Genomic DNA, 23,528 nt, shown 5'->3' with positions numbered 1-23,528 from the left:
AGGAAGTGCTTAGATATGATCAATTTGTATATTGCGCCAAGTAGCGCATCCAGTCGGAAGGCACGGGCATGGCTTAAGGACCATGACATTGCGTTCAACGAACGGAATATCAAGTCCAAGCCATTGAATGCCGCCGAAGTTAAGCAGATTCTACGCTTAACTGAAAATGGCAGCGAGGACATCATCTCTACCCGGTCGAACGTGTTTAAAGAATTACACGTAGACCTCGATAGTTTATCGGTGAGTCAACTCGTCGACTTAGTTGTTAAGTACCCAGATCTCATCAAGCGGCCAATCATTTTTGATGATAAGCGCTTGGAAGTGGGGTACAACGAAGAGGAAATTCGTCGGTTCTTACCACGTGAAGTGCGGACAGCCGAATTACACCATTTGGAATCACAATTAAGCTCATAGGCCGAATCGATCAGTTCTCGGGGGAGTGCTGGTCGGTTTTTTGTGGCAAGAGGTTTTAACATTATAAGAGACAGCGATTACCGTGCTTCATGGGTAATCGCTTTTTTGTTGGATATGACGATGATAAAAAGTGCTGGGCGGACGGCTCAGCACTTTTAACGACAGTTAAATTAAAGTCACAGTACGTGTTGTTGCTTGCGGTAGCTCCGGGCCATATTCGTGTAGCCCAGCTGCTCTAGGGTGTCGATCACGGTCGCTTCGATAGTGCCCGTTGCGACCACGTCAAAGCCCGCTAACTGGGCCACGATTAAGCTTTCCACACGATGTACGACGGTTGGATCGTTGGTGAGGGCGGTTAGCGCAGCGTGAATCTGCCGGGGGTTAAACGGTGCGTGTTCGCCTGCCGGATTTTCCACGGTTAGACCACCCGGATACATGGTGGTTTGTGATCTTCTTAAAACATCCATCGTCTCTAGCCCTCCTAGGTTTAATGCCGTCGTTAGCCGCTGGGACTAACGGGCAGTCAAAATTAACTATAAGTCTATAGTACGATGAAATTTAAGAAAACACAACTAGATATGGGGTGAAAAGATGGTCAATTTCTATATATAGTGGCAAAACCACAGAGCGTGGTGCTGACGTTTTTACGTTACTTAATGCCCTTGAGACTTTCCTGACTGTGGATGAGTTGAGCTAGTAGCGCATTCGTGGGGGCTGGCACGTTGAGCTTCGCCCCGAGCCGAGCGACGTAACCGTTGAGAAAGTCGATTTCGGTTGGCCGTTTCTTCGCCATATCCTGGTGCATGGACGGGTAGTGACCGCCGTTCTTGCTGGGATCGAATTGCGCGGCGATCAAGGCCGTGACGTCGGCCGCGCTGAATTGAATCTTAGCCGCAGTCGCCACGGCTTCGAATTCGGAGAGTACGGCATCGTTGAGTTCCCGCCAATTCGGTAGGCCACCAAATTCGGCAATGTTACAGTCAAATAGGGTGCAGTAGGTGTTGAGCACACTGTTTAGGCCGGCTTTTTTCCAGATGGCGGCCAGAACATTTTCGGCGGGACTGGCATTCAAGCCGGCGCCGTTCAGGGTGGCAATTAAGCCGGGCAGGTCGGGGAATTTGTCGGGGACGATGGCCTGAAGCGAAATGCTCCCGGTGCCTGTCACCGTGATGTGGCCCGGTCCGGTGAGGCTGGAGGACCAAACCGTGGTGCCAGCAACAACGTGGTCCTTGGGTACGTGGCGTTCGATCGTCTCAATGTTGCCGATCCCATTGGCCAACGTTAAGACGGCGGGTTGATTGCCCAACACCCCGCTGAGTTGTTGGAGCATCTGGTCCATCTGCATGGCTTTAGTGAAGAGGATGACCAGGTCGAACTGTTCCGTGACATCCTGTGGCCGCTTAGCCGTCATGTGATAAACGTGGTCGGTCCCGTCATCGGTCGTTACCGTCAAGCCCTGTTGTTGGATGATGGCCACGTGCTCGGCCCAGTTGTCGATCAACGTGACCTGGTTACCAGCTGATTGAAGTTTTACGCCAAACCGACTACCCATGGCACCCGCGCCGGCAATTGCAATTTTCATTTCAAGCTCACTCCTTCAGAATTGATTACCTCCAGTGTAGCAGGTTTCTTGTTGGAACGGGGCGGTAATCCCGGTGAAGGATAATTGACATCACTTAAGTGCTGGCTTAATATTGGGAATAATTATTTAATGAGAAAATAATGAGAATATTTATAAAACGAAGGAGTGCTGTGTATGTCTCAAGGTGTGAAGGCCCAAGATCTTTTCGAACTAAAGTCGGTTTCCCAAACGTTAGCCGTCGGTGATCAGATTTATGTCGTTGAAAACGGGATTGATGAAGCCAGCAATCGCTATTGGTCGCGACTCAAGCGTGTTAATTCAGCGGGCGCTACGCAAGATGTTGCGGTGAATGGTCGGTTAAATCGACAACCGGCCGTGGCGGGCGATCAGGTCTACTATGCGGCGCAGGTGGGGGATGCGAAGCCTCAGCTCTTCACCGTGGCCCCAACCGGCGGAGACGCGACACAGTTGACCACGACCACGCCGGATGAGGCCGTCGAAACGATTATTGCGGCCGCGGACGGCAGTAGCGTGTATTTTACGACCACGGAAACGGCCGAATTGCCGAAGCTTCCGAATCAAGAAACCTTTCCCACGACGCGCCACGTGACGCGCCTGATTAACAAGGCCGATGGGTACGGCTGGCTACCGCAACACGTGACCTATCGTTTACGCCGTTACTTGCCCGCCACGGGGGCAGTGGAGGAGGTCTGCCAACGGGGATTTGCGTTTAGTTTGACCTCGGTCAGTGCCGATGGCCGCTACGTGACGCTCCTACACGATGACCAGCCGGCAAACGATCGCGACTTTACGCGGGGGGCCTATTGTGTGGATACGCAGACTGGGACGACCGTTAATCTAACGACCAGCTTGACGCACGGCCATTTTGAAGATGCAACGTTATCGCCAGATGGCCAGCGGGTCGCCTTGGTTGGCGATAACGGGGTGGCCGGGCGCCATACCGTTGCCAATGTTTATGTGGTGGCGGCAACGGGCGGTGAGCTGACGAGTTTAACCGACGACTTGGATGCGGACCCGGCGCCGGAATTTGCCGGAGACTTTGTCCAGCAACCGGGCAGTAAGTTAGTGCGATGGTTGGATGCCCAGCGCGTCGTCTTTGTGACGGCCTATCACGGGCACAGCCAACTTTACGTGGGCAATCAGGCGGGCATCCAGTTAGTCGATGATACGGCACGCCAGATTGTGGACTTTGACGTGATTGATGGCGAAACGTTGGCGCTAAGCGTTTCTTATCAGGATTGTCCCAGTCAATTAGTCACATTTTCGTTAACTGACAAGGGGGAGACGGTGCGCTACGACCCCAACGCGGCCTACGAGAATACGCATGAATTCGCGCATCCTCAGCGCTTTGATTACACGGCCGCGGACGGCCAGGCGTTAGAGGGCTGGTACTTACCGGCACAAACGCAGGCGGCCAAGACCCCCGTCCTGCTTTACGTTCACGGGGGGCCTCACGCCAACTACGGGGAAGCCTTCTTCTATGAATTCCAAGTCCACGCGAGTCGTGGTTACGGCGTGGTCTTCTTCAACCCACGGGGCTCAACCAGTTACGGGCAGGCCTTTGAAAGCCACGTCAACGGTCACTACGGTGAAGATGATTATAGCGATGTCCTGACCGGGTTAGACGTGGCCTTGGAAAAATTCCCCGAATTGGATGCCGACCGGCAATACATCGCCGGGGGCTCCTATGGTGGTTTCATGACGACCTGGGCCGTGGGCCATACTAAGCGGTTCGCGGCGGCCGTCTCCCAGCGGTCGGTGACCAATTGGATTAGTCTGTTTGGGATCAGTGACATTGGCTTTTACTTCAATCCAGAGGAACTGGGCGTCGATCTCTTTGCGGAAGGTGGCGTTGCGGCCTATTGGAAGCAATCACCACTGGCTTACGCGCAGAACGTGACCACGCCGATTCGCCTGCTCCACGGGGAGTGGGACATGCGCTGTCCAATCAGCCAGTCCGAGGAGTTCTTCACCGCCGTTAAACGCAATGGGGTCGATGCGGACTTGATTCGCTACCCCCAGAGTTTCCACGGCGTTTCCCGAAATGGGTTACCGAGTTTACGGATTCAACGGATCGACGACATGACCAGTTGGTTTACGGCCCATCCAACGGTAAGACGCGATTAACATTAAAGATAGGATGCATCATGAGCGAGACCGGCCGTTGGGGTGGGTCTCGCTTTTCTTTTGGTTGCTTAAAAATTGATTAATTCCCGGTTAGCCAGGCTTGCTGCCATTAAATTAGCCTTTACTGTCACCTGTGTCTGTCGGATATTTCCCCGGTGTTCCCGGATTGGTTATGTACAGTGGGGGATGAGAAGAGTATCCTTGCGAGTGGTGCTTTGACACTTAGACTGAATTGGTGCGTGCAAAACTAATGGATAAAAAAATTATTTCGGGTTCATTTTGGCTCTCGTTTGGGAGCATTTTTTCGCGGATTTTGGGGGTTGTGTACCTGATTCCGTGGTTAGCGATGATTGGGTCACCCCAACATCAAACCGTGGCGCAGGCGCTGTTTAACACGGCCTACACGCCGTATGCGTTATTCATTGCGTTGGGGACAGCGGGGTTTCCGTCCGCGATTGCGCGACGAGTGGCCTTTTTTAATGGGGAAGATAGCTTTATTAACTCTAAACACATTGCGGTTGCCGGATTTGGCTTCATGGTGGTCTCGGGCTTAATCTGCGGGGGGCTGCTCTATGGTCTAGCGCCCGTGTTAGCGGCCAATAGTCCAGTGAGTTCGGTAGCCAACGCGACGATTGCCATTCGGTGCTTGGTACCGGCAATCGTCATTCTCCCGTCGATGAGTATTTTACGGGGCTGGTTCCAGGGAAATGGTGACCTCAAGCCGTTCGGAATTTCTCAGCTGTGGGAACAATTTATTCGGATCATTGTGATCCTGGGCGGGACCTACTGGCTGATCGAGGTCAGTCATCAAGGATATGTTGCGGCGGTCTTTGTCAGCGTCGCGGCGGCCTTTGTGGGCGCAATCGCGAGCTATCTGTATCTGTTGGGCCATCTATGGCGCCAACGTGGGACCTATCGTCGTTTAACGGCTAAGAGTCAAACGGGAAAGCAGCATGCGGCCGGGAAGCTCCTTAAGATGATTGGCTACGAATCGATTCCGTTTGTGATTGTGGGGTCCGGCATCACGTTGAGCCAGTTGGTGGATCAGTTGTTTTTTAAGCAGATTATGCAAGGGTTACTGCATCAATCGGCCGCGATGACGCAATACGTCTTCACCATTTTCTCGGCGAACCCCAATAAGATTACCACGGTGATTGTGTCCCTTGCCATGGCGGTGGCGGAAACGTCCCTACCGTTGTTAGCGGGCAAACTGGCCGATATCAAGAAGAATCGGCACCAGATCAGTGATTTATTGATGAACAATTTTCAACTGTTGACGTTCGTGCTGTTACCGCTGGTGATCTTAGTCAGCGTCTTTGCCTTTCCAACCTATGGCATCTTCTTTAACTTCGATGGTGCGGGGGCGACTTACCTGATTGCCAACGTGTGGCAAAGCCTGATTCTCGGTCTTGCCTTGGACCTTTTGACTGTGCTACAGGCACTGCGCATGAGTAAAAAGGCGACGACCTACCTCTTGGCGGGATTGGGGATTAAGATTGTCTTGCAGTTGCCGATGGTCTACTGTTTCCAAGGCTACGGGGCGTTACTGACCACCGGGATTGCGTTTGGATGGATTACCGTGGTTAGCTGGCGGTTGATTCGCCGGAGTTACGCCGTCAAGCTGGCGGCGATCGTCCCGATTGTTCGGCTAAATGTTATCTTTGCCGTGTTGGCCACGGTGCTGGTTGATGGGTGTCAGTGGCTGGTGGGGAGCGTCTTCTTCACGGGAAAACTCTTAACGATGGGATATGTTGGCGTTTTGGGCTTGATTACCGTGGGCATCTACGTTTGGCTGGCCAATCGTTTGGGCGTGGCAGAACTCATCTTTAAACGGCCTTTAAAACTTGAAATTCGACGTTAAACGTTAAAGTCTAGACTTAGGGTCTGGGCTTTTAATTTACAGCTAAAGGTTGAAAGTCCACAAACACATTTCAGTCCCCAGCTGGCGCGGCTTATCGCCATTAAATTAGTCATCACCAATCACCTGCGGCTGCCAGAGATTCCGGCGCTGTGGGGACCGCCTGCGGCCTGAGAAGCGGTCCTCCGGCTCGGTTTGAAGCCTGACTAAAACCGTCAGTCTCCAAACACGTCCCGCGCTGTAAGCTGTTGCACAGCTAACACCGCTGTCACGGCTACGGCCATCGGTTCTGGCTGCCTCCGGTTACGATGGTTGAAACCGAGTAAATATGCGGTGACATCGCTGGGATGGCAACGTTCCGCCAGCTTATTGGATACGCCTCATGTAGCCGTGAGTGAGTCAAATTTGGTCTCAGCCGTGGGATTTTCCAAATGGTTCACTTGGGAAATGGCGACTTTGAGACGTGGTTTTTCGGCTCAAAGCGAGGGAAAAGACAGCTCTTTGGCTTTTACCGTCCTGCCCACAGCGATCCAGACCAAATTTGGCGAACGGTAAGGCGGCCAGTACGCGACTATCATATTATAATGGTTGTTATCCTTGTCACATCAGGAATCCTAGCTATTTTCTATCTTTCAACCTTTTGTTTACGGGTATCTTGATCGAAATGTTGAAATGACGCCGTTCGCAACGGTTTTCGCAACCGTGGCGGGCGCAACTCGCCCGGGCAAAGGGCTGGTTGTTCGGTGCTGTTCGCTAGTCTGCCCGCGTAGTTTTGGGTATGATTAAGCCAACTAAGGGGGATGAGAAAGATGGAAAATGTCTTTAATCGGCAACTTGTTAAATTACGACGGCAGCAGAATTTGTCACAGGAACAGCTGGCCCACGAACTATTCGTTTCGCGGCAATCCATTTCGAAGTGGGAACAGGGGGAGACGACCCCGGACCTGGATACGGTGGTGAAGTTGGCCAATCTCCTACAGGTCGACCTCAATGAGCTGGTAGGTGGCCAAACGACCGAAAAGTCGACAGAATCGGCAAAGTCGCGCAGTGTTCTACCAGAAGGCCAGCGTCCCATGAACGGCTGGGAGTTCTTCTCTAAAAATTGGTGGATGGTTTTCCCTTTGCTGGTCGCCGTGGGCTGGGTAGTGGTGATGTTTCAACATTGACGAGGTTATGGATGTAGATTCGAATTGTCGATTGCTGGTGGGCGGTCGACAATTTTTAATGCAAAAAAATCCCCCATCGCGACGCACGACGGGGGATACAGCTTATTCAATTTATGAAGATGAACGAAACTTTATTTGACGGTTGCGACCCGTGCGTAACCAACAGCGTGCCACCAAGGGGCATGAACGGCTTCGGTGACGACACCACGGTTTTGAGAATCAATCATCTTACCATGACCGACGTACATACCAACGTGAGAGATGGACCGCTTGGACCCACCGAAGAAGACCAAATCACCCTTCTTGATGTTCTTGTAGCTCACGTGCTTGTACTTGTTGTATTGGGCTTGGGCCGTCCGAGGAATCTTCTTGGAAGCACCCTTCTTGTAGACGTAGCTGGTAAAACCAGAGCAATCAAAACGGGAAGGACCAGTGGACCCCCAGCCGTAAGGTTTGCCCAATTGGGCCTTTGCAACCTTATGTAACTTACTGTAGGATACCGTCTTGGCAGAAGCATTAACGGGTTGGTTAACAGCGATGCCGGCAACCGTAAAGGCCACCATAGCGATCAGGGATAATACAATTTTAGTTAGCGTCTTCTTCATAAATGTAAACAAACTCCTTATTCATTATTTTTTAGTATTAAATGTTCTTTCATGCGATTCAACATGCTTAATACTATCAGGGAGTTGTTACAGAAATGTCTCAAACGAATATCAATCGGATTAAAGGTAAAGTTAAGGTTTGCAACATTTGCCGTTATTCTGCGGGATAGGCGTGGGGATAATGCCGTTGGGCCGCCATTTCTGGCGTTAACGTCATTTGTTGCAAACGGCTAGATTTTCGTGAAATAAAGGTGTAAGTCGCGGTTGAAATATCGATGACGGCCCGGTAATGGGTGTAATTATGATTCGTTTGATGTCGTCTGGCGGGATCGTAAGGCAGGCTAACCTCGGCTAACCAATGGAAAATCTGATGCAGACTGGCGGCGGTCGTGGTCATCGGGGGTGTCCCCCAACGGCGTAGCGCCATGTGAATGAAGCGTTGGGTGGGCACGGTTCCGGTTGGCAGGGGGGCGCCACTGGCCAGGTAATCCCTTGCGGCGGTAACCGTACCGCCCGTGAAATCGGCGCCAGGAACTTTCAGAAAGGTGTTGAGATTTTGTAAATGGGTCGCCAATACGGGGGTGTTGGTGAGGACGCCCACGGGGTTACGTTGGGCTGTCAGCGGGCCCCCGGTCGGCTCAATGACCAGCGTTTGGCCGCTGCGATCACTGAGAATCCAGTGAAAGGGGTAAACGTAGGCGTCCGATCCCCAGCGGCGGGCGACTAAGGTGACGCGGGGCAGGTCGGCAACCACGTCGGCCAAGCTGGCGTGTTCGCCCAACACCCAGTTGATGACGTCTTGGGGCGTGAGGTTGATGTGTCCCGGCTGAGGCTCGGCGGCATATGCTGCCACCCCCGGCAGATAGAGTTCGGCACAGGTGATACCGCTTTCATTTACGCCATCGGCCATTAGATAGGCTGAGAAATCTGCGGCAGCCCGCCCACCTCCTAGAAAGGCGTACCGGGTTGTTCGCGACTCGTGAAGGGCCGTTTGCCAGCGATACTGCCTGGGTAAGAATACGGGGCGCCAGGGCGTGGTGGTTGGGAAATCCATCGTACGGGCGAAGAAATGGTGGTCGGCGGCGGACGTATAGGTTAAACTCGTACACACATGACATTCCTCCTTAATAGGATACAATTGATTTAAGTATAGCCTACGCTGTGGTAGAGTTAAAGGTCGTGTAGGGATTGGGCGGCTGGCGGTGAAATCCACAAAACTAGCGCTTGTATTCGTGACGCGAATCTCGTAAGCTAATAGAGAACAGAAATACCCATAAGAGGTCTGTTTCTTGGAAGGGAATTGGGAACTATGAAATCAGCATGGAACTTAGTGGGAATGGGCCTGTGGCTAATCGTCCTGGTGACACTCGTCTGGATGGTTCACGACATGCGGGTCCGTCGTATCCGATTAATCGTGAAGGAACACCGCAGCTTCTCTTGGCGGAACCTCACCATCTCGACGATTGAGTTGGTCGTGTGGCTATTGTTCTTTGGTGGCATGAGCTATACGACGTTCTTCCAAAATGTTAACCAATTGGGCGCGCGGGTCGATCAAACCACGCGGTACGAACCCCTGGTGATTAACACGGGGTCCACGTCCGGCTCGGCCTATTACGTTGAGGTGGATAATAGCGATGGTAAGAAGCCGGTACAACGGTATACATACCTGACTGAGGGCGAAAAATATCAGGTCAGCAGTAATGATGCCACGGTTTCGGACGGTAAAAAGCCGATTAACCTGCCAGCATCCGCGTATAAGTGGGATGAAAAGAAAGTAACGAAGTATGATCAGCGCCATCAGAAGGCCTGGGTTGGTGTCATTGAAACGACGTATAAGAAGTCGTTCGTCAATGGCATCGGACTACACGCCGGCCGACTGGCGGACCGCTTCACGTTGATTCGGATTCCGGATCATTCCTTTATGTTAAAGGATTCCGGCTACGGTCGGTAAGCGAAAGCGTGGGTACAAAGGCGGTTGACTAACCGCGACAACTAAAGCAATTAAAAAATTGGAACCACTCACTGGTTGAGTGCGTTCCAATTTTTTTGAACGTTAAGCGTGTTCGGCGATCTGAAAGTCGTTAGGGTCTGCCGTTGCCGGTGGATAGCTGTCCATTTGGGTATCGCGGTAGTCCCACCACTCGTTCTCATAGCCGAAGAATCCGGCAGCCTGCATGGCCTGATCGAGAATCTGATAGTGCTTTTCTTGGAGTGGTGTCCGCGTAAAGTCGCGGTGGGCGGCAACGGTGAAGTCGTCAAACGCGGTCTGCATGTCTAATTCCTTACCGGCGGCGTCACACAAGGTGACATCAAAGGTCACGCCCTTTTGATGGGAAAAATTAGGGTTGGGCTTGGCCACGAAGGATGGATCGGGGTAGATGTCGTAGAGCCGGGCCTGAGCGGCAACCGGACGGTACGCATCCCAGACCTTCAACCGGTAGCCCTGTTCTCGGAGTAACGCACTGGCGCGGGCTAACTTTTTAGCGGAACCCGTGCGCGCGATGGCGGTGGTGAAGTGATAAATGACTTGATGGGTAAAATTATCCGTGGTGGCGTAGCGCAGGTCGACAATAATGCTGGGGTCCAGCGCTTGGACGTTGGTAAAACCAGTTTCTAGTTGTGACATGTGGGGCACCTCCCAATAGTATTAAGCCTAGTATACCGGGTCTGCGACGGAAAAGCTTGTGAAATGGCTTGGGGGTCGGGGGATTGTTCCGTGGCTTGTCGGCGTCTGGTGGCGGTGACAACTGGCTTAATCAAAAATAGGTTAAAAGCCCGAATTGGACTTTTAACCTATTTGATCGTCATAGTCATGGGTTATCGCGCCAATGGTTACTGGGCGTGCTCCAAGTGGTCTTGGGCGTAAATGCCAATGTCGGCAACGTGGACGGTCCCACTGTGTTGCTTACCCGTCACCGTCAGTAGGCCGACCTTGTTGTAAGCCATGGTCGTGGTGCTGTCGGCAACGACCGCCACGCCCATGACTTCACCCGTATCGGCGTTAATGCCGGAAGGAACGTCAATGGAAACGGTCTTGGCATCGGCGGCATTAATGGCGTTGATGGCGTCGGCGTATTTCCCCGTAATGTTGCGGGACAGGCCGACACCAAAGATGGCGTCAACAATCAAGGTCGCGTTGACCACGTGATTGAGGTCGGTGGTAAATGGAATGTGGTAGTAGTTGGCAATCTTCAACTGTTGTGCGGTTTGCGGCGTGGCCTTTTCGGGATCACCCAGCAGGTAAACCTCCACGTCAATTCCCCGGATGTGGAGCAGTCGTGCAACCGCCAGCCCATCGCCACCATTGTTTCCAGTGGCAGCAACGACCACGACACGACTGAGGTCAAAATCATCATTTAACAGGTTGTTGAAGCTTGCCAAAGCGGCCCGCTCCATGAGAACTAACGCGGGAATACCGATTTCATTGATTGTGTGGGCATCATAGCGCTGGGCTTCTGCAATAGTAATGGCTTTACTCATCATGAATCCCCTCCTCAGGTAGGAAAAGTAAAAACTTTACGACTGTGTGTGTTCTGTCTGTTGATCTTTTAAGACGCGGCTTGATAAGAGTTGTAACTGGGTCGTAATGCCGGCGTAGTCGAAGTCAGCGTCGGTAGGCGTGACCTGCGCCCACCAATCATGCAGCACTTCGATGGCCTGTTTAACCAAACGTTTACCATCGGTCGTGAGCTTTAAACGCCGGTTACGCCGATCATGCGGGTCGGTTTCCTTCTGCAACAAGGAAAGCTTGACCAGGTGTTGGACCATTCGTGCCATCAGACCTTCGTCCACCGCCATGGTCCAAGCGGCCTTCCGTTGATTCAGATGACTGGTCTCTGAGATCAGCACCAACAGATAAAACTCCGTAATATTGATCGGCATCTCGTCGGCCTCTAGAATCTGATTCATTGCTCGCTGAAACTGCCGATGGAGAATGGCCAGGTTCGTAGTAAAATCTAGTATCGAGTCTTCCATGAGCCACCTCCTAGGTAGTTGTCAGTTGTCACAAGAATTACTTACTCTTAGTTTACACCAGATTTGAAAAGAGGATAACATTCACACTCGTTTCTTTACCAGGAAGTGCTAGAATAGCAGTAAAACTAATTTAATGGGAGGCATTCCAGTGTTTATTCAGATACCAACCGATATGGACGAGGTGCAATTGCGCCAGTTACAATTAAAGCAACACGGCGAGGATCGTACGGAAGATGACATTATTAACCAAGCGGTGCTCGATATTTTTCAAGGCTTCTTGGATCAGGTCGAGGATGGCCATTACGACACGGCCAGCTGGCAGGACGATACACTGGTGGTGACGGACATCGACGGTGTGCAGACGGCCACCGTTAAGCCGCAGGGAACCACGTTTAACGCGGATTTTCGCGAGAGTGCTGATAAATTAGAGCTGTATTTGGAACAAGAAGCGGAGCGCGCCTCGGGTGCCCGCTAAATTATTTGGCGTTAAAACTGATTTTGGATTACACTAAGGGGGTAAGGCGTCCTTAGTGTAACGGATAGCACGAGAGATTTCGGTCCTTTCGATCGGGGTTCGATTCCCCGGGGACGCAATAGGAGAGCCACCAGGTTGGGATTTTTCCCAGTCTGGTGGCTTTTTGTTGGGGAGCATGAAAGTGATCGGGTGCCTAAAGCCTTAATTTGTAACCGTGCAGTGAGTCGGTCACGCGATATAATTAGTCTAAGCATGCGATACTGATTTTAGTGACTGTCGTTATGAAAGGGGCTAACGTTAATGCCAACAAATAAAGAAGTTTGTCAGGCGCTGGAAGCAATAAAAGTAGAAGTAGCGTCGCCGGATAGAAATGAACAACAGCGACCGCTATATTTATCGGACTGTGGCTCAGTTCTGGCGTACATTAAATTGCCAAACAACGATCGCATCAAAGCGGTATTCAAATCAAAGTCGATTAAAATAACACCCAATAGCATTGATAAATATGTCGGCGTTAACCTAAATGTTGATTCGTCAGTATTCACAGATCCGGAAAAGCAAAACCTGCCATTTAAATCCGACTACATGTTTGTGGCGTTAAATATTGCCGAACGCAAGGCGGGGCGTGAAGTAACGCGTGAATGGGGACAATTTCACGATACATCGATTAAGACGCCAATGTATAAGCTGGCTTTCATGACGAATCATGAACGTTTTCGTGGGAGTTACATCACTGATATTCTAAAAAATACCGTGGACAGTCTGTCGGCAAATATTAGAGCTGACTACTGTGTAAACAAAGACAGTAAACACCCCGGTCTATTTCTTGATGAAAGCGAGACTAACGTGCAGAAGCTGGCGAAGCAGGCCTATCCTGGCTATGTTAAGCGGTATAAAAAGCGTTCAGCAAAGCATAATGCCGATGAATTTATTGAGAATGCCCAAGGCTATGAACAGATTATTCGACAAAATCAGAAAATATATCGGCAAAGTGCCAAATTGTTTATAAAGGAGTGCCAGATTATTCAACCAAAGCAGTTGATTGTTTTGGGGAAAGTGGCACAGCAAGTCATTCGCAATATGCGTGCCGATGGGCTGTTCGATGGCAGGCCCGATGTTGTTGCGCTAGTCGATGACTTGATTGAATCACAACATTACAGCAATCGAGGAAAGGGAACGTCGACGGTAGCGTTTATGAATTATCTGCAGGAACTGCTAAAGAAAACGGAATAGTTTTTAAATAAAAATTCTCACTTAATTTTAATTTACCCATTGATTTTTAATAATTGGCAGCCTATAATACATCACAATACTTATAAAACGTTGAAGAAAGTAGTAGCGAATCCGTTGGTGCCTAGGGAGTCACGTGAAGTGGAAAGTGACCACCGCGCGTTCGTGAAGGTTAATTCTGAGTTCGGTAGTTGCTAAGGCTGCCGTGGTCGCCACCATTATTTGGCTAGCGGATGATTGTCCGTGATGAGTGTGGCAGGTGACTGTCACAAAAAGGTGGTACCGTTCTACTTGTAGAGCCCTTTTCCCATAGCTGGGGAGAGGGCTCTTTTTCACGTTTACGGGTAAAAAATTAAGTTCAGGAGGAATTGAAGATGGATGAATTAAATGCAGCACCGAAAAAAAGTTGGGGTCAGTTGTTAGTCGTCAGTTCCTTAATCTTTGGCATGTTCTTTGGTTCCGGCAACTTGATTTTTCCCGTTCACCTGGGACAAATGGCGGGTTCCCATTGGTTTTTAGCCGCCCCCGGATTCGCCATTTCGGGGTCGTTGTTCCCGCTACTGGCAATTCTCGCCGTAGTGGTCACCAAGAGTGATGGTCTGCTGGAATTCGCGCAACCACTGGGCCGCCACTTTGCGGCCCTCTTCCTGATCTTGGTACATTTGACCATCGGGCCGCTCTTTGCGACGCCGCGGACTGCCGCGACGGCTTATGAGATGGCGGTGGCGCCCTTCATGCCCAAGCAATTTTCAACGCTGGGGATGCTGGTCTTCACCGGTCTCTTCTTCGGGGTGACCTACTTAGCGGCCACGCATCAGAATAGCCTCTTAAAGATCGTGGGGAAATACCTGAACGTGGGCTTCCTGACGCTGCTGGCCGTGGTATTCCTGGTGGCGTTTATTAAACCCATGGGAAACCTCAACCAGACACCAACCGCCACGTACCAGACAAATGCGACGATTGGGGGCTTGCTGGAAGGCTATAACACGCTGGATGCCGTGGCCTTGTTGGCCCTGAGTGTGACGCTGATTCACGCCATTCGGGGCTTGGGCTACCGGGGCAAAGCGTTGACCCGACTAACAGCTAAGGCCGGCTTAATCAGCATTTCGTTGGAAGTGTTGATTTACTTCGGTCTGGTGCTCCTGGGGGCGTTTAGCATGAACCGTTTCAAGCTGTCCGCTAATGGTGGAGTTGCCCTGTCACAGATCGTCGGTCACTATTTCAGTAGCGTTGGCACGCTCCTACTGGGGGCGCTGGTCACGCTAGGCGTGTTGACCACGGCGATTGGGTTGGTCTGTTCCTTTGCGCAGGACTTCCATAAGCTCTTTCCCAAGATTAGCTATCGAGCGTGGTTACGGACCACGACCATTCTTTCGTTTCTCGTGGCCAATGCCGGTTTGGATACGATTATTTCTTGGTCCCTGCCCGTACTGATGCTAATGTACCCGTTGGCATTAGCCCTGATCGGCTTGTCACTGACAATTTCGCAACGGCCTTACGCGGGCACGGTGTATAAGATCACGATTGCCTTTACCAGTATCCCCGCCATTCTGGATATGTTGGCCAATACACCGGCCGCCATTTCTGGATTGGTACCGATTCAACATCTGTTGCGCACGTACCACACGCTGATTCCGCTGGCTAATCTGGGCCTAGGCTGGTTGATCCCGGCGTTGATTGGTTTCGTGATTGGCATTGTTTGGGGCCGATTGCGATGGGCCAACCAGCGCGGAACGTTACCCGAAAGCAATCGTTGATGGTATTCAAAAGTCAGCCGCGAGCGTCGTGCGGCTGACTTTTTACTGCGCAATGGCTTTGAGAAAATCAGTTTCGTCAATAATCGTAATGACGGGAAAGGTGCGGTTCATTTCCTCAGCTTGGCGGATCTTGGATGACTTGCCATCGGCGCCCACGACTTGGGGATTGGTGTGACCGACCACGAGAAAGTTCGTGGTTTCCGTGAGGACGTCTTGGGGGGTGCCGCCGACCGCAATGATCTTTTGAAAGGCCTTAGCGCGCGTCATGAGCTGTAAACTCCCAGTGAGGACGATGTTTTGTTGATAGAACAGAGCGGCTGGAATGAACCGTTTAAAGTCGGCCGTCTTGACTGTGGGGGCGATGTCGATTAGGTCCAAAGCGCTAGTCCGCTGGAACTTCTTCTGTTCGAGTTGAGAGGAGACGCCCAACTGATGGAAGCCGGCTTTATTCAGGAGGTTGTTGAGCGAGGGCGCTTGTCGGCGTGCAACCAGCGCCGCAACAAGATGACCACACGTCTGCGCGTCGTTGAGGGCGTGATGCGGGCGGGGATTGTGAATGTCAAAATAGGCCGCCATATCTACGAGGCGATGCTGGGGATGATTGACGAGTTGTTGGCAGATGATGTAGCTGTCGAAGTATTTGAACGTGAATTGGGGCTGCGCGTATTTGGCTAACGCTTGGCGCAGCGCTGAAATATCGAAATTCGTATGGGAAACGATAAGCTGATGATCGAGCCACCGGTGCAGTAACGGGAGGAGTTCGGGAAAGGTTGGGGCTTGATCCACGGCCGCCGCATCGATTCCATGGCTGGCCGTATTGCGCTCGGCAAAGGCCTCGTGCGGGTTGACGAGACTGTAGAGGCTGTTGGTCAGCTCGCCATTTTTAAACTGGGCGAGACCGATAGCGCAGATCGCGGCGCGCGAAGAATTGGCAGTTTTGACGTCCAGGGCAACGTAGTCTTCCATGGGGTTATAGGCTCCTTTGAGGGGTGAGATTTAGGATTGTTAGTGATATCGTGGTTTGCAGATTAAGCTAAGATTATTCTTTTATCATACGGGATAGCGGATGAAAATACTAGAGAATTAAATGTCTCACGATAGGGTAATATGTTTGCCCATCAAGTGAGTTATAGGAGATAGTTGACGAGAAAATAAGTACCATGAGAAACTAATTATAGTGTCTGTAAAAAGCATGATCAAATATCGAAGGATTCCGTGAATTTTTTGAGTGGCAATAAAATTTACTGCAACAAATTGAATGTTTTTTACATTGGTAATAGTAACGGCACTTTTGAGAATTGACAGAGATTGCTATACTAAAATATAACAAGTAAAGTTATGACAAATTCGCGATTGTTCACACTAATTTTTTGAAAATCTCGCACTGCTTGTCATTATCTTATATACTTGGGAACACATAGTAAGCACAAGCATTTCGATGATAGAAAGCTGGAATAACTAATGGCTCGATACAGCGCCTCAATGATTACGCATTCGTTTTGGTTTAATGAGTTTTCTCAGTATCTGGCTCTGCGCAGTCAGGGGATTAGTGATGATGATATTCGCCTAATGAGTGTTGAAGAGAACTATTTTCAGCAGCGTTCGACAGCGAGAGCACGGGATATGGTGCGAACGATAAAACGGAGAGTCAGTGTCTTGGACGAAGATTACTTTGACCTATTCCCATCGTTGGATTTGGCGAATCAAAAATTAATTAATCTCATTTCTGTCTTAAAGATCAACCAACTATTTGATGACTTTATGTATGAAGTGTATCGAAGTGAATTGTTATTAGGAGATGCAAAATTACATAGTTACGAGGTTGAAGCTTTTTTTAATCAGCAACAGGTTGCCAATGAACAAATTTCAAAGTGGACTGAGCAAACGATTCATCGTCTCGCTGGAACGTTTAAGACATTTTTACGAGAAGCGGATTTGTTGGAGGACCAGGGAGATTTCGATCTGGTAAAACGGCCATTGTTGGATACAAGGTTAGAAATTTTGTTACAGTCAAAGGGAGCTACGCGACAGTTAGCGGCCCTGTTAGGGAGATAACATGGCAAATACAATTGACAAATTAAAGCACTTGCGGGAAAAAATCGCCGATCCTGGTTTTCAACAAAATCGGGGACTGTCGAACGAGGTTTCATACTACATCTTAGCTTTTGCCCCGCAAGATCAACTGTTAGTTACTGAGGAAATTAGTAGTATGGAGCAACAACTGAATCGTGAAACTGTTGGTATAGATATTGTCGAATTTAACCTTTACGATATTATGTGGGAGCTGCTGGATGACATGGGCATTCGCGATGACGTCTTAGCGATGGAAGCGACGGATGGTATGGATTACCTAATTGAACAATTAAATAATGCGTTGGAAATGACGAGCGCAGACAACTTGTTTGTTCAGTATATGCAACGTCATTTGCCCAAAAAGCCGGTTACGGTCTTCGTTACAGGGATTGGCGAGATTTTTCCGTTAATTCGGGCTCATAAAGTTTTAAATACGATGCATCAAGTCATTGATAATGTTCCCGTCGTGTTCTTTTATCCAGGCACTTACGATAGCTTGAGTCTCAGTATGTTTGGCGAATCTAAGGAAGATAACTATTATCGGGCGTTTCAAATTAATTAGGGGGACAATGGGATGAAAATAAAAGATATTTTTGCCAAGTCGATTGACCGTAATATTAAAGGGGTTATTACGATTGGTGACGAACAAGATGCAAACGTTAAACAGGAACTGGAAGAATATGTGGTGACGAAGGAACTGGATAACCATTTTAAGGACTTTTTCGCAGCTTATGCTGAAGGAATTCACCATGATACGACGAATATGGGGGTCTGGATTTCAGGATTCTTTGGTTCTGGGAAGTCACATTTCTTGAAAATTTTAGCGTACTTGCTGGAAAATCGTGAGGTTGCCGGCAAGCGGGCTTTGGATTATTTCACGGATGATCAAAAGATTCATGATCCGGAAACGTTGGCGAATATGAAGTTAGCAACGACCGTACCCAATGAAGTCATGTTATTTAACATTGATTCGAAGGCAAAGAATGGAAATAAGTCGCAGAAAGACGCTATTCTGAATGTTTTCCTGCAGGTGTTTAACGAGCAATTGGGCTTGTTTGGCGCAGACTTCTGGATTGCAGATCTGGAGCGTGATTTAATTGCGCAAGGAAAGTATAATGACTTTCAAGCAAAGTTCCAAGAACTTGATCGACAGCATCGGGAATGGAAGGAAGCCCGCAATGCCTATGCATTTCTCAAGGGAACCATTCGTGACACGCTGGTGGCAATTGGATTCATGTCGACAGATGATGCCAATGGGTTTATTGACCAGTTAAAGAAAGAATATCCAGTCAGTGTTGAGAGCTTTGCAAAGTTAGTGAATCAGTATATAGAGACCAAAGAACCTAACTACCATATGGCCTTTCTGGTTGATGAAGTGGGCCAATATATCGGTTCTAGTCAGCAGCGGATGCTGAACCTACAGAGTATTGTCGAGGACTTAGGAACTTATACACATGGTAAGGCCTGGGTGATTGTGACTAGTCAGCAGGCGATTGATAAGGTCACAACGAACATCAACGGTCAGGACTTTTCTAAAATTCAAGGCCGATTTAAGACACGCATTGCGATGTCATCAGCCAACGTGGATGAAGTCATTCAGAAGCGACTGTTGGCGAAAACGGATAGCAGTGAACGTTTATTGGAAGCCACGTTTGAAGATAATCAACACGTAATTAACAACTTGATTAGTTTCGATGGCAAAGAAGAGCGTAAACGCTATGATAATGCCAAAGTGTTCGCGGATTTGTACCCATTTGTTCCTTATCAGATCTTTTTATTACAAGACACACTGACGGCTATTCGGGAAAACGGATCAGATGGTAAGCATCTGGCAAACGGTGAACGTTCAATGTTAGCCGTTTTCCAGGAATCTGCCCGTCGCTTAGAAGATCGTGAGACCAAAGCCTTAGTTCCATTTAGCATTTTTTTCCAGGGGCTTAGTCACTTCCTGGACCATACGCATATGATTGTTATTCAGCGGGCCCAAAATAATGAACTGATTAATCCAACTGGTGAGGATAATCCCTTTGCTGTACAGGTGTTAGAGACACTGTTCATGGTGAAATACGTGCAGGACTTTGATGCAACGCTAAATAATCTCGTCACATTGATGATTGATTCGATTGATACCGATCGAATTGAATTGGAAGCCAAAGTCAAAAAGGCCTTACAAGTACTTCAGGAACAGAATGTTGTTGAAAAAACGAGCAAGGGCTACGAATTTTTGACGGATGCCGAACAAGATATTAGTAAGCAGATCCAGCGACAAAATGTGGACTCAGGGGATGTTTCGCAAGCAATCGGGGATTATCTTTTCAGCAACGAAGCTATCTCAAAGCGCTACACTTATCCGCAGTTAAAACAGCAGTATACGTTTGTTTTCAATCAGTGGGTGGATGATCGTCCAGTTGGGCAACCTAATCAGGATATCAATTTAAAGATTGTAACCAGCGAAAGTGAGTTCAATCATGATGATATGGAACTACGTCGTCAGTCCAGTTCACCTGATCAACCACAGATTATCATTGATTTACCAGCAGAGTCACAATATGCGCAAAATCAACGACAAATTTTACGTATCAGAAAGTTCATTTTGAATCCACGAGAGCAGTCACAGGACGCACGGTCACAGCGGATTGTGGATCTAAAGAAAACAGAATTGGGTTCATTGGGTAAGCAGCTCGCACAAGAGTTACAAGATGTTTTGCAACGTGCCAATATTTATGTGCAGGGTGAGCGAATTGATGCGGATAAGAAAGATTTTTTCACACGGTTAGCCCAGGCTCAAGAGCAATTAATTGATGAAATCTACCGCAACTTAAGCTACATCAACGTGCCGAAACAGGAGAATGATGTTGTCGGATTGTTCAAGGAAACCGATGAATTAGTTGAAACAGATGAGAATAGTCAGGCTATTCAGGCGGTTCTGGAACGGATTAATCATGAATACACGGGACATAATAAGATTTCTTACAAGTCCGTCTTAGAACGATTTGCTAAGATTCCTTATGGCTATCGCGAAATGGATGTCAAATGGTTGGTGGCAAAACTTTTCGCTGATTCTAAGCTAAAAGTTTATGTTAACGGGGAAGCCCTTAGCTTACACGGTAATTTATCTGCTAACGAATTGGCAAAGTATTTTCTGAAACGGCAATTTACAGATTCAGTCCAGATGGAGCCACGACAAGCAATCAGTGAGAAGAAGAAAAAAGACTTACGAACAGTTGCACTGGAAGTCTTTGGCAAGCAATCATTTAGTGACAACGAGGACGACACGTTGATGGATGAGTTAAAGATCACGATGTCTAACGAGCGGAACACGCTAGCTATTTATTCGAACAAAGATGATTATTTCCCGGGCCATGATATTTTACAAAAGGGTTGTGACCTAATCGATCAATTGCTTCGTCAAAAGGATACGGATAAGTTTTATGATTTAATCAGTCAGAAACGTGACGATCTACAAGATTGGCACGACGATATGGAAGACTTCGGCATTAACGAGTTCTACAAGAGTCAAATACAGCAAGAAATCTGGCGAGCAGGGTATCAGCAACAGAATGTGTACGAACATTCGAAGGAGTTTGTTACCAGCCCACAAGTTAAGGAAATAATTGCCAAGATAGAAAATATCATGCGTAATCGGCCACAAGGCAAGCTGAAACAATTGAGTGATCTGGTCGAATCTTTCAAATCAGCATTCAGTGCCGAGTTTGATGCTGGTTTAGGAGAAACGCAACAGAAGATTGAAGACGAGCAGGCGGCAACTGAAAGTTATGCTGAAGATCGTCAGGTCACGCGTGAGTTTGAAGGTCAGATTAAGCAGGCGTTTATGCACTTGTTGGAAAACGCACGAGATGCGCGGACCTTGAATGAATTATTTGTGGTTCCGAGTCAAGCACAACAATACCGTTTGTCTCTGACGAAGGCTATGGACAAAATGTTGCAGGAACAGGCTGAAAAGGAACGCCGAGAGAAAGAAAGACGGGCCAATCAGACTGGTAATCAGCCAAGTGTTGGGCAAACGCCTACCGATTCATCAACTTCTGATGAACCGGAAAATAAGGTTGTTACAACTAAAAAGCAGGAGCCTAAAGTGGTTAATGTTAATGCACGAACACTGGCAATGGACCAAACTTGGCGGTTGAATAATCCACAAGATGTCGATCTTCAGATTGAACAGCTTAGGAAATTATTGAAGCAGCAACTTAAGGAAAACGGTCGGATTAAGTTTGAACTGTAATTTCAATTGGAGTGAGGGAAGACTATATGGATAAGACAGCAATTAAAAAATTCGCGGTTGAGGCACGCCGTTCACTGATCGAAAGCATTCGCCTTAAAGCAGCGACACTGGGGATTACAGCGGACGGTATTCAGGCCAAGTTGCCAATTTCGACAGGTGATGTTGAGTACTACGTGGATGAACAAGGGGGGATTTCTGGGCACGATATTGTGAAGCGGCAGAAGCTTGTCGCCGAGTTAAAGCAACGTGCTCGCAAGAATGATCTCGCAACGGCTTTTAATGATTTGATAGAAGAAGTTGCCTACACCTGGTTTAACCGGATCATAGCGATTCGATTTATGGAAGTTAATGACTATTTACCTAGTCGCGTTCGCGTTCTATCAAGCACAGAGAACCGCAATATTCCTGATATTTTGGTTAATGTGCGAGATGTGGAAGAAGCTTTGGGTGGGTTTACAGCATCTGAGAAAGCGATTATTACGCGGGCAGAAGATACAGAATTGCCCAAGGATCGGGATGCGGAGTATCAGATGCTCTTTATCAAACAAGCCAATGCATTGAATAAGAATCTGCCTTATTTATTCGAAACAACGAATGATTATGCAGAGTTATTGTTCACTCCAAGCTATCATGATGGGGTGATTCAGCATTTAATTACGGACATCAGCGAGGATGATTTCAACGTGGCCGTCGGTGGTCAGGTGGAGATTATTGGGTGGCTGTATCAGTACTATAATACGGAGCCGAAAAACACTGTTATTAGCATGCCAAAATCACATAAATTCAGAGATACTGAGATTGCATCTGCCACCCAAATTTTTACACCCGATTGGATCGTAAAATACATGGTCCAAAATTCACTAGGTAAATACTGGATTAAACATTTATTGGCTGTTGGTAGTTTGCAAAATGAGTCAGAGATTGCTCGTGAGTTTAACTGGCAATACTATATGCCGGACGCCAAGCAACCGGATAATGTTCAGAGCAAAATTGAAACGATGGACAGTTCTCTGAAGGAACTAGAGATCAAACAGTTAAAAATGATAGATCCATCCATGGGGTCAGGACACATTTTAATTTATGCGTTTGACGTTCTTATGCAGATCTATGAATCAGAAGGCTATTCACGTAGAGAAGCTTCTGAGAGTATTATTAAACATAATCTGAATGGATTGGATATTGATACACGAGCATTTCAACTGTCATATTTTGCGGTCATGATGAAGGCCAGACAATACAATCGGCGAGCTTTGACTAAGATCACTCATATGAATGTTTATGACATTCCGGGAACAGATGATTTTAAACTAGAAGATTTTGAAATCTTGCTAAGTCAGTTATCTGAAAATAGTAGTAGGTTGCTGAGACATTTTTTGCAAGAGTTTACATTTGGAAATGAATTGGGATCTCTTATTCTCGAGTATTCTTCATCATTAACTTCATTACGTGAAGAACTGGATGCCCTAAATCATAACCAACTATCTTTTGAATTAATTCCTTTGCTGGATAAGGTAGCAGATATTCTAAATTCTGTTGAGTTACTGGGCCAGAAATATCAAGTGGTTATCACCAATCCGCCTTATATGGGATCGTCCAGAATGGAAAGTCACCTCTTAAAATTTGCCAAAAAGAATTACCCAAATTCTAAAGCGGACCTCTTTGCGATGTTTATCGAACGTTGGAATAAAGCTCTAGTATCAGGTGGTTACAATGCTATGGTTACGATGCAGTCGTGGATGTTCCTTTCGAGCTTTGAAAAAATGCGAGTTAATTTATTGGGAAACTACACTATCTCCAATCTGATGCACATGGAAAACAATGTTATGGGTATCGCTTTCGGTACGGCGGTCACCATTGTAAGAGATTATCAGTTGCCTAGTTTTATTGGAACCTATCATCAAATAAAAACAGCAGATGTATCTGGTAAAATCCCTCAGCATTTGCCTATCGCCGATAATCGATTTAATCGAACTAACCAAGCGAACTTTGCGAAGATTCCGGG

At 48.2% G+C, this 23,528-nt stretch carries 20 protein-coding genes and 1 tRNA gene; 13 read left to right on the top strand and 8 right to left on the bottom strand.

The features are described from left to right. Positions 1 to 15: 15 nt before the first annotated feature. Positions 16 to 414: a transcriptional regulator Spx gene (gene spx, locus HEQ50_RS06960; RefSeq protein WP_020089121.1), complete on the top strand. Its 399-nt coding sequence runs from the start codon at positions 16 to 18 to the stop codon at positions 412 to 414. Between the two features lie 176 nt (positions 415 to 590). Here the strand turns inward: spx and HEQ50_RS06955 are convergent, their stop codons facing one another. Then, positions 591 to 881 (bottom strand): hypothetical protein, encoded by a 291-nt coding sequence (locus HEQ50_RS06955; protein WP_168899797.1) that lies wholly within the window; start codon positions 879 to 881, stop codon positions 591 to 593. A gap of 182 nt (positions 882 to 1,063) precedes the next feature. Continuing rightward, positions 1,064 to 1,996: a ketopantoate reductase family protein gene (locus HEQ50_RS06950; RefSeq protein WP_168899796.1), complete on the bottom strand. Its 933-nt coding sequence runs from the start codon at positions 1,994 to 1,996 to the stop codon at positions 1,064 to 1,066. A gap of 174 nt (positions 1,997 to 2,170) precedes the next feature. Between HEQ50_RS06950 and HEQ50_RS06945 the strand changes: the two genes are divergently transcribed. The 3 genes from HEQ50_RS06945 to HEQ50_RS06935 all read left to right on the top strand — a co-directional run bounded on the left by HEQ50_RS06945 (position 2,171) and on the right by HEQ50_RS06935 (position 7,168). Further along, on the top strand, positions 2,171 to 4,144 hold the full coding sequence (locus tag HEQ50_RS06945) for a S9 family peptidase (protein ID WP_168899795.1): 1,974 nt from the start codon (positions 2,171 to 2,173) through the stop codon (positions 4,142 to 4,144). Positions 4,145 to 4,394: 250 nt separating this feature from the next. Beyond that, on the top strand, positions 4,395 to 6,005 hold the full coding sequence (locus HEQ50_RS06940) for a polysaccharide biosynthesis C-terminal domain-containing protein (protein ID WP_168899794.1): 1,611 nt from the start codon (positions 4,395 to 4,397) through the stop codon (positions 6,003 to 6,005). Between the two features lie 806 nt (positions 6,006 to 6,811). Then, positions 6,812 to 7,168, top strand: coding sequence for a helix-turn-helix domain-containing protein (locus HEQ50_RS06935; protein ID WP_168899793.1), 357 nt, complete (start codon positions 6,812 to 6,814; stop codon positions 7,166 to 7,168). Positions 7,169 to 7,299: 131 nt separating this feature from the next. Here HEQ50_RS06935 and HEQ50_RS06930 read toward each other — a convergent pair whose 3' ends face one another. Further along, complete coding sequence (locus HEQ50_RS06930) at positions 7,300 to 7,773, bottom strand: C40 family peptidase (RefSeq protein ID WP_168899792.1); 474 nt, start codon at positions 7,771 to 7,773, stop codon at positions 7,300 to 7,302. A gap of 154 nt (positions 7,774 to 7,927) precedes the next feature. Continuing rightward, positions 7,928 to 8,884, bottom strand: a complete 957-nt coding sequence (locus HEQ50_RS06925; RefSeq protein ID WP_168899791.1) for a linear amide C-N hydrolase — start codon at positions 8,882 to 8,884, stop codon at positions 7,928 to 7,930. Positions 8,885 to 9,082: 198 nt separating this feature from the next. On the opposite strand from HEQ50_RS06925, the gene HEQ50_RS06920 reads away from it, so the two are divergent. Further along, positions 9,083 to 9,724, top strand: coding sequence for an LVIS_2131 family protein (locus HEQ50_RS06920; RefSeq protein ID WP_168899790.1), 642 nt, complete (start codon positions 9,083 to 9,085; stop codon positions 9,722 to 9,724). A 102-nt stretch (positions 9,725 to 9,826) separates the two neighbouring features. Here the strand turns inward: HEQ50_RS06920 and HEQ50_RS06915 are convergent, their stop codons facing one another. The 3 genes from HEQ50_RS06915 to HEQ50_RS06905 all read right to left on the bottom strand — a co-directional run bounded on the left by HEQ50_RS06915 (position 9,827) and on the right by HEQ50_RS06905 (position 11,748). Then, a complete protein-coding gene (locus HEQ50_RS06915) occupies positions 9,827 to 10,399 on the bottom strand; it encodes a M15 family metallopeptidase (protein ID WP_168899789.1) in 573 nt (190 codons plus the stop codon). Between the two features lie 206 nt (positions 10,400 to 10,605). After that, positions 10,606 to 11,256 (bottom strand): NAD(P)H-hydrate epimerase, encoded by a 651-nt coding sequence (locus HEQ50_RS06910; RefSeq protein ID WP_211089251.1) that lies wholly within the window; start codon positions 11,254 to 11,256, stop codon positions 10,606 to 10,608. Positions 11,257 to 11,289: 33 nt separating this feature from the next. After that, a complete protein-coding gene (locus tag HEQ50_RS06905; RefSeq protein ID WP_168899788.1) occupies positions 11,290 to 11,748 on the bottom strand; it encodes a MarR family winged helix-turn-helix transcriptional regulator in 459 nt (152 codons plus the stop codon). Between the two features lie 148 nt (positions 11,749 to 11,896). On the opposite strand from HEQ50_RS06905, the gene HEQ50_RS06900 reads away from it, so the two are divergent. The 4 genes from HEQ50_RS06900 (at position 11,897) to brnQ (ending at position 15,210) form a co-directional block, all read left to right on the top strand. Continuing rightward, a complete protein-coding gene (locus HEQ50_RS06900; protein ID WP_168899787.1) occupies positions 11,897 to 12,223 on the top strand; it encodes a hypothetical protein in 327 nt (108 codons plus the stop codon). A gap of 46 nt (positions 12,224 to 12,269) precedes the next feature. Continuing rightward, positions 12,270 to 12,341: transfer RNA gene (locus tag HEQ50_RS06895), tRNA-Arg, on the top strand. Positions 12,342 to 12,523: 182 nt separating this feature from the next. Continuing rightward, entirely contained in the window at positions 12,524 to 13,456 is a 933-nt protein-coding gene (locus HEQ50_RS06890; protein ID WP_168899786.1) for a hypothetical protein, read from the top strand. Positions 13,457 to 13,827: 371 nt separating this feature from the next. After that, a complete protein-coding gene (gene brnQ / locus HEQ50_RS06885; protein WP_168899785.1) occupies positions 13,828 to 15,210 on the top strand; it encodes a branched-chain amino acid transport system II carrier protein in 1,383 nt (460 codons plus the stop codon). 42 nt (positions 15,211 to 15,252) lie between these two features. Here brnQ and HEQ50_RS06880 read toward each other — a convergent pair whose 3' ends face one another. Next, complete coding sequence (locus HEQ50_RS06880) at positions 15,253 to 16,176, bottom strand: exonuclease domain-containing protein (protein WP_168899784.1); 924 nt, start codon at positions 16,174 to 16,176, stop codon at positions 15,253 to 15,255. 495 nt (positions 16,177 to 16,671) lie between these two features. Here HEQ50_RS06880 and HEQ50_RS06875 point away from each other — a divergent pair, with 495 nt between their 5' ends. The 4 genes from HEQ50_RS06875 to pglX all read left to right on the top strand — a co-directional run. Next, positions 16,672 to 17,265: a DUF1819 family protein gene (locus HEQ50_RS06875; protein ID WP_168899783.1), complete on the top strand. Its 594-nt coding sequence runs from the start codon at positions 16,672 to 16,674 to the stop codon at positions 17,263 to 17,265. Position 17,266: 1 nt separating this feature from the next. Further along, the gene (locus HEQ50_RS06870; protein ID WP_168899782.1) at positions 17,267 to 17,845 is read left to right on the top strand and encodes a DUF1788 domain-containing protein; all 579 of its coding nucleotides are present in this window, start codon (positions 17,267 to 17,269) and stop codon (positions 17,843 to 17,845) included. 12 nt (positions 17,846 to 17,857) lie between these two features. Beyond that, entirely contained in the window at positions 17,858 to 21,526 is a 3,669-nt protein-coding gene (brxC, locus tag HEQ50_RS06865) for a BREX system P-loop protein BrxC (protein ID WP_168899781.1), read from the top strand. Between the two features lie 26 nt (positions 21,527 to 21,552). After that, the coding region (pglX, locus tag HEQ50_RS06860; RefSeq protein ID WP_168899780.1) for a BREX-1 system adenine-specific DNA-methyltransferase PglX at positions 21,553 to 23,528 on the top strand (1,976 nt) is incomplete at its 3' end.

The organism is Lactobacillus sp. HBUAS51381 (assembly GCF_012641095.1).
GTDB lineage: Bacteria > Bacillota > Bacilli > Lactobacillales > Lactobacillaceae > Levilactobacillus.
Note: the sequence above shows the minus strand (reverse complement) of the source record. Positions and strands in the feature narration are given on the sequence as shown.

Bases quoted from the DNA above. Each gene is read 5' to 3' on its own strand.
- spx (WP_020089121.1), top strand. From the start codon at position 16: ATGATCAATTTGTATATTGCGCCAAGTAGCGCATCCAGTCGGAAGGCA.
- HEQ50_RS06955 (WP_168899797.1), bottom strand. From the start codon at position 881: ATGGATGTTTTAAGAAGATCACAAACCACCATGTATCCGGGTGGTCTA.
- HEQ50_RS06950 (WP_168899796.1), bottom strand. From the start codon at position 1,996: ATGAAAATTGCAATTGCCGGCGCGGGTGCCATGGGTAGTCGGTTTGGC.
- HEQ50_RS06945 (WP_168899795.1), top strand. From the start codon at position 2,171: ATGTCTCAAGGTGTGAAGGCCCAAGATCTTTTCGAACTAAAGTCGGTT.
- HEQ50_RS06940 (WP_168899794.1), top strand. From the start codon at position 4,395: ATGGATAAAAAAATTATTTCGGGTTCATTTTGGCTCTCGTTTGGGAGC.
- HEQ50_RS06935 (WP_168899793.1), top strand. From the start codon at position 6,812: ATGGAAAATGTCTTTAATCGGCAACTTGTTAAATTACGACGGCAGCAG.
- HEQ50_RS06930 (WP_168899792.1), bottom strand. From the start codon at position 7,773: ATGAAGAAGACGCTAACTAAAATTGTATTATCCCTGATCGCTATGGTG.
- HEQ50_RS06920 (WP_168899790.1), top strand. From the start codon at position 9,083: ATGAAATCAGCATGGAACTTAGTGGGAATGGGCCTGTGGCTAATCGTC.
- HEQ50_RS06915 (WP_168899789.1), bottom strand. From the start codon at position 10,399: ATGTCACAACTAGAAACTGGTTTTACCAACGTCCAAGCGCTGGACCCC.
- HEQ50_RS06910 (WP_211089251.1), bottom strand. From the start codon at position 11,256: ATGATGAGTAAAGCCATTACTATTGCAGAAGCCCAGCGCTATGATGCC.
- HEQ50_RS06905 (WP_168899788.1), bottom strand. From the start codon at position 11,748: ATGGAAGACTCGATACTAGATTTTACTACGAACCTGGCCATTCTCCAT.
- HEQ50_RS06890 (WP_168899786.1), top strand. From the start codon at position 12,524: ATGCCAACAAATAAAGAAGTTTGTCAGGCGCTGGAAGCAATAAAAGTA.
- brnQ (WP_168899785.1), top strand. From the start codon at position 13,828: ATGGATGAATTAAATGCAGCACCGAAAAAAAGTTGGGGTCAGTTGTTA.
- HEQ50_RS06880 (WP_168899784.1), bottom strand. From the start codon at position 16,176: ATGGAAGACTACGTTGCCCTGGACGTCAAAACTGCCAATTCTTCGCGC.
- HEQ50_RS06875 (WP_168899783.1), top strand. From the start codon at position 16,672: ATGGCTCGATACAGCGCCTCAATGATTACGCATTCGTTTTGGTTTAAT.
- HEQ50_RS06870 (WP_168899782.1), top strand. From the start codon at position 17,267: ATGGCAAATACAATTGACAAATTAAAGCACTTGCGGGAAAAAATCGCC.
- brxC (WP_168899781.1), top strand. From the start codon at position 17,858: ATGAAAATAAAAGATATTTTTGCCAAGTCGATTGACCGTAATATTAAA.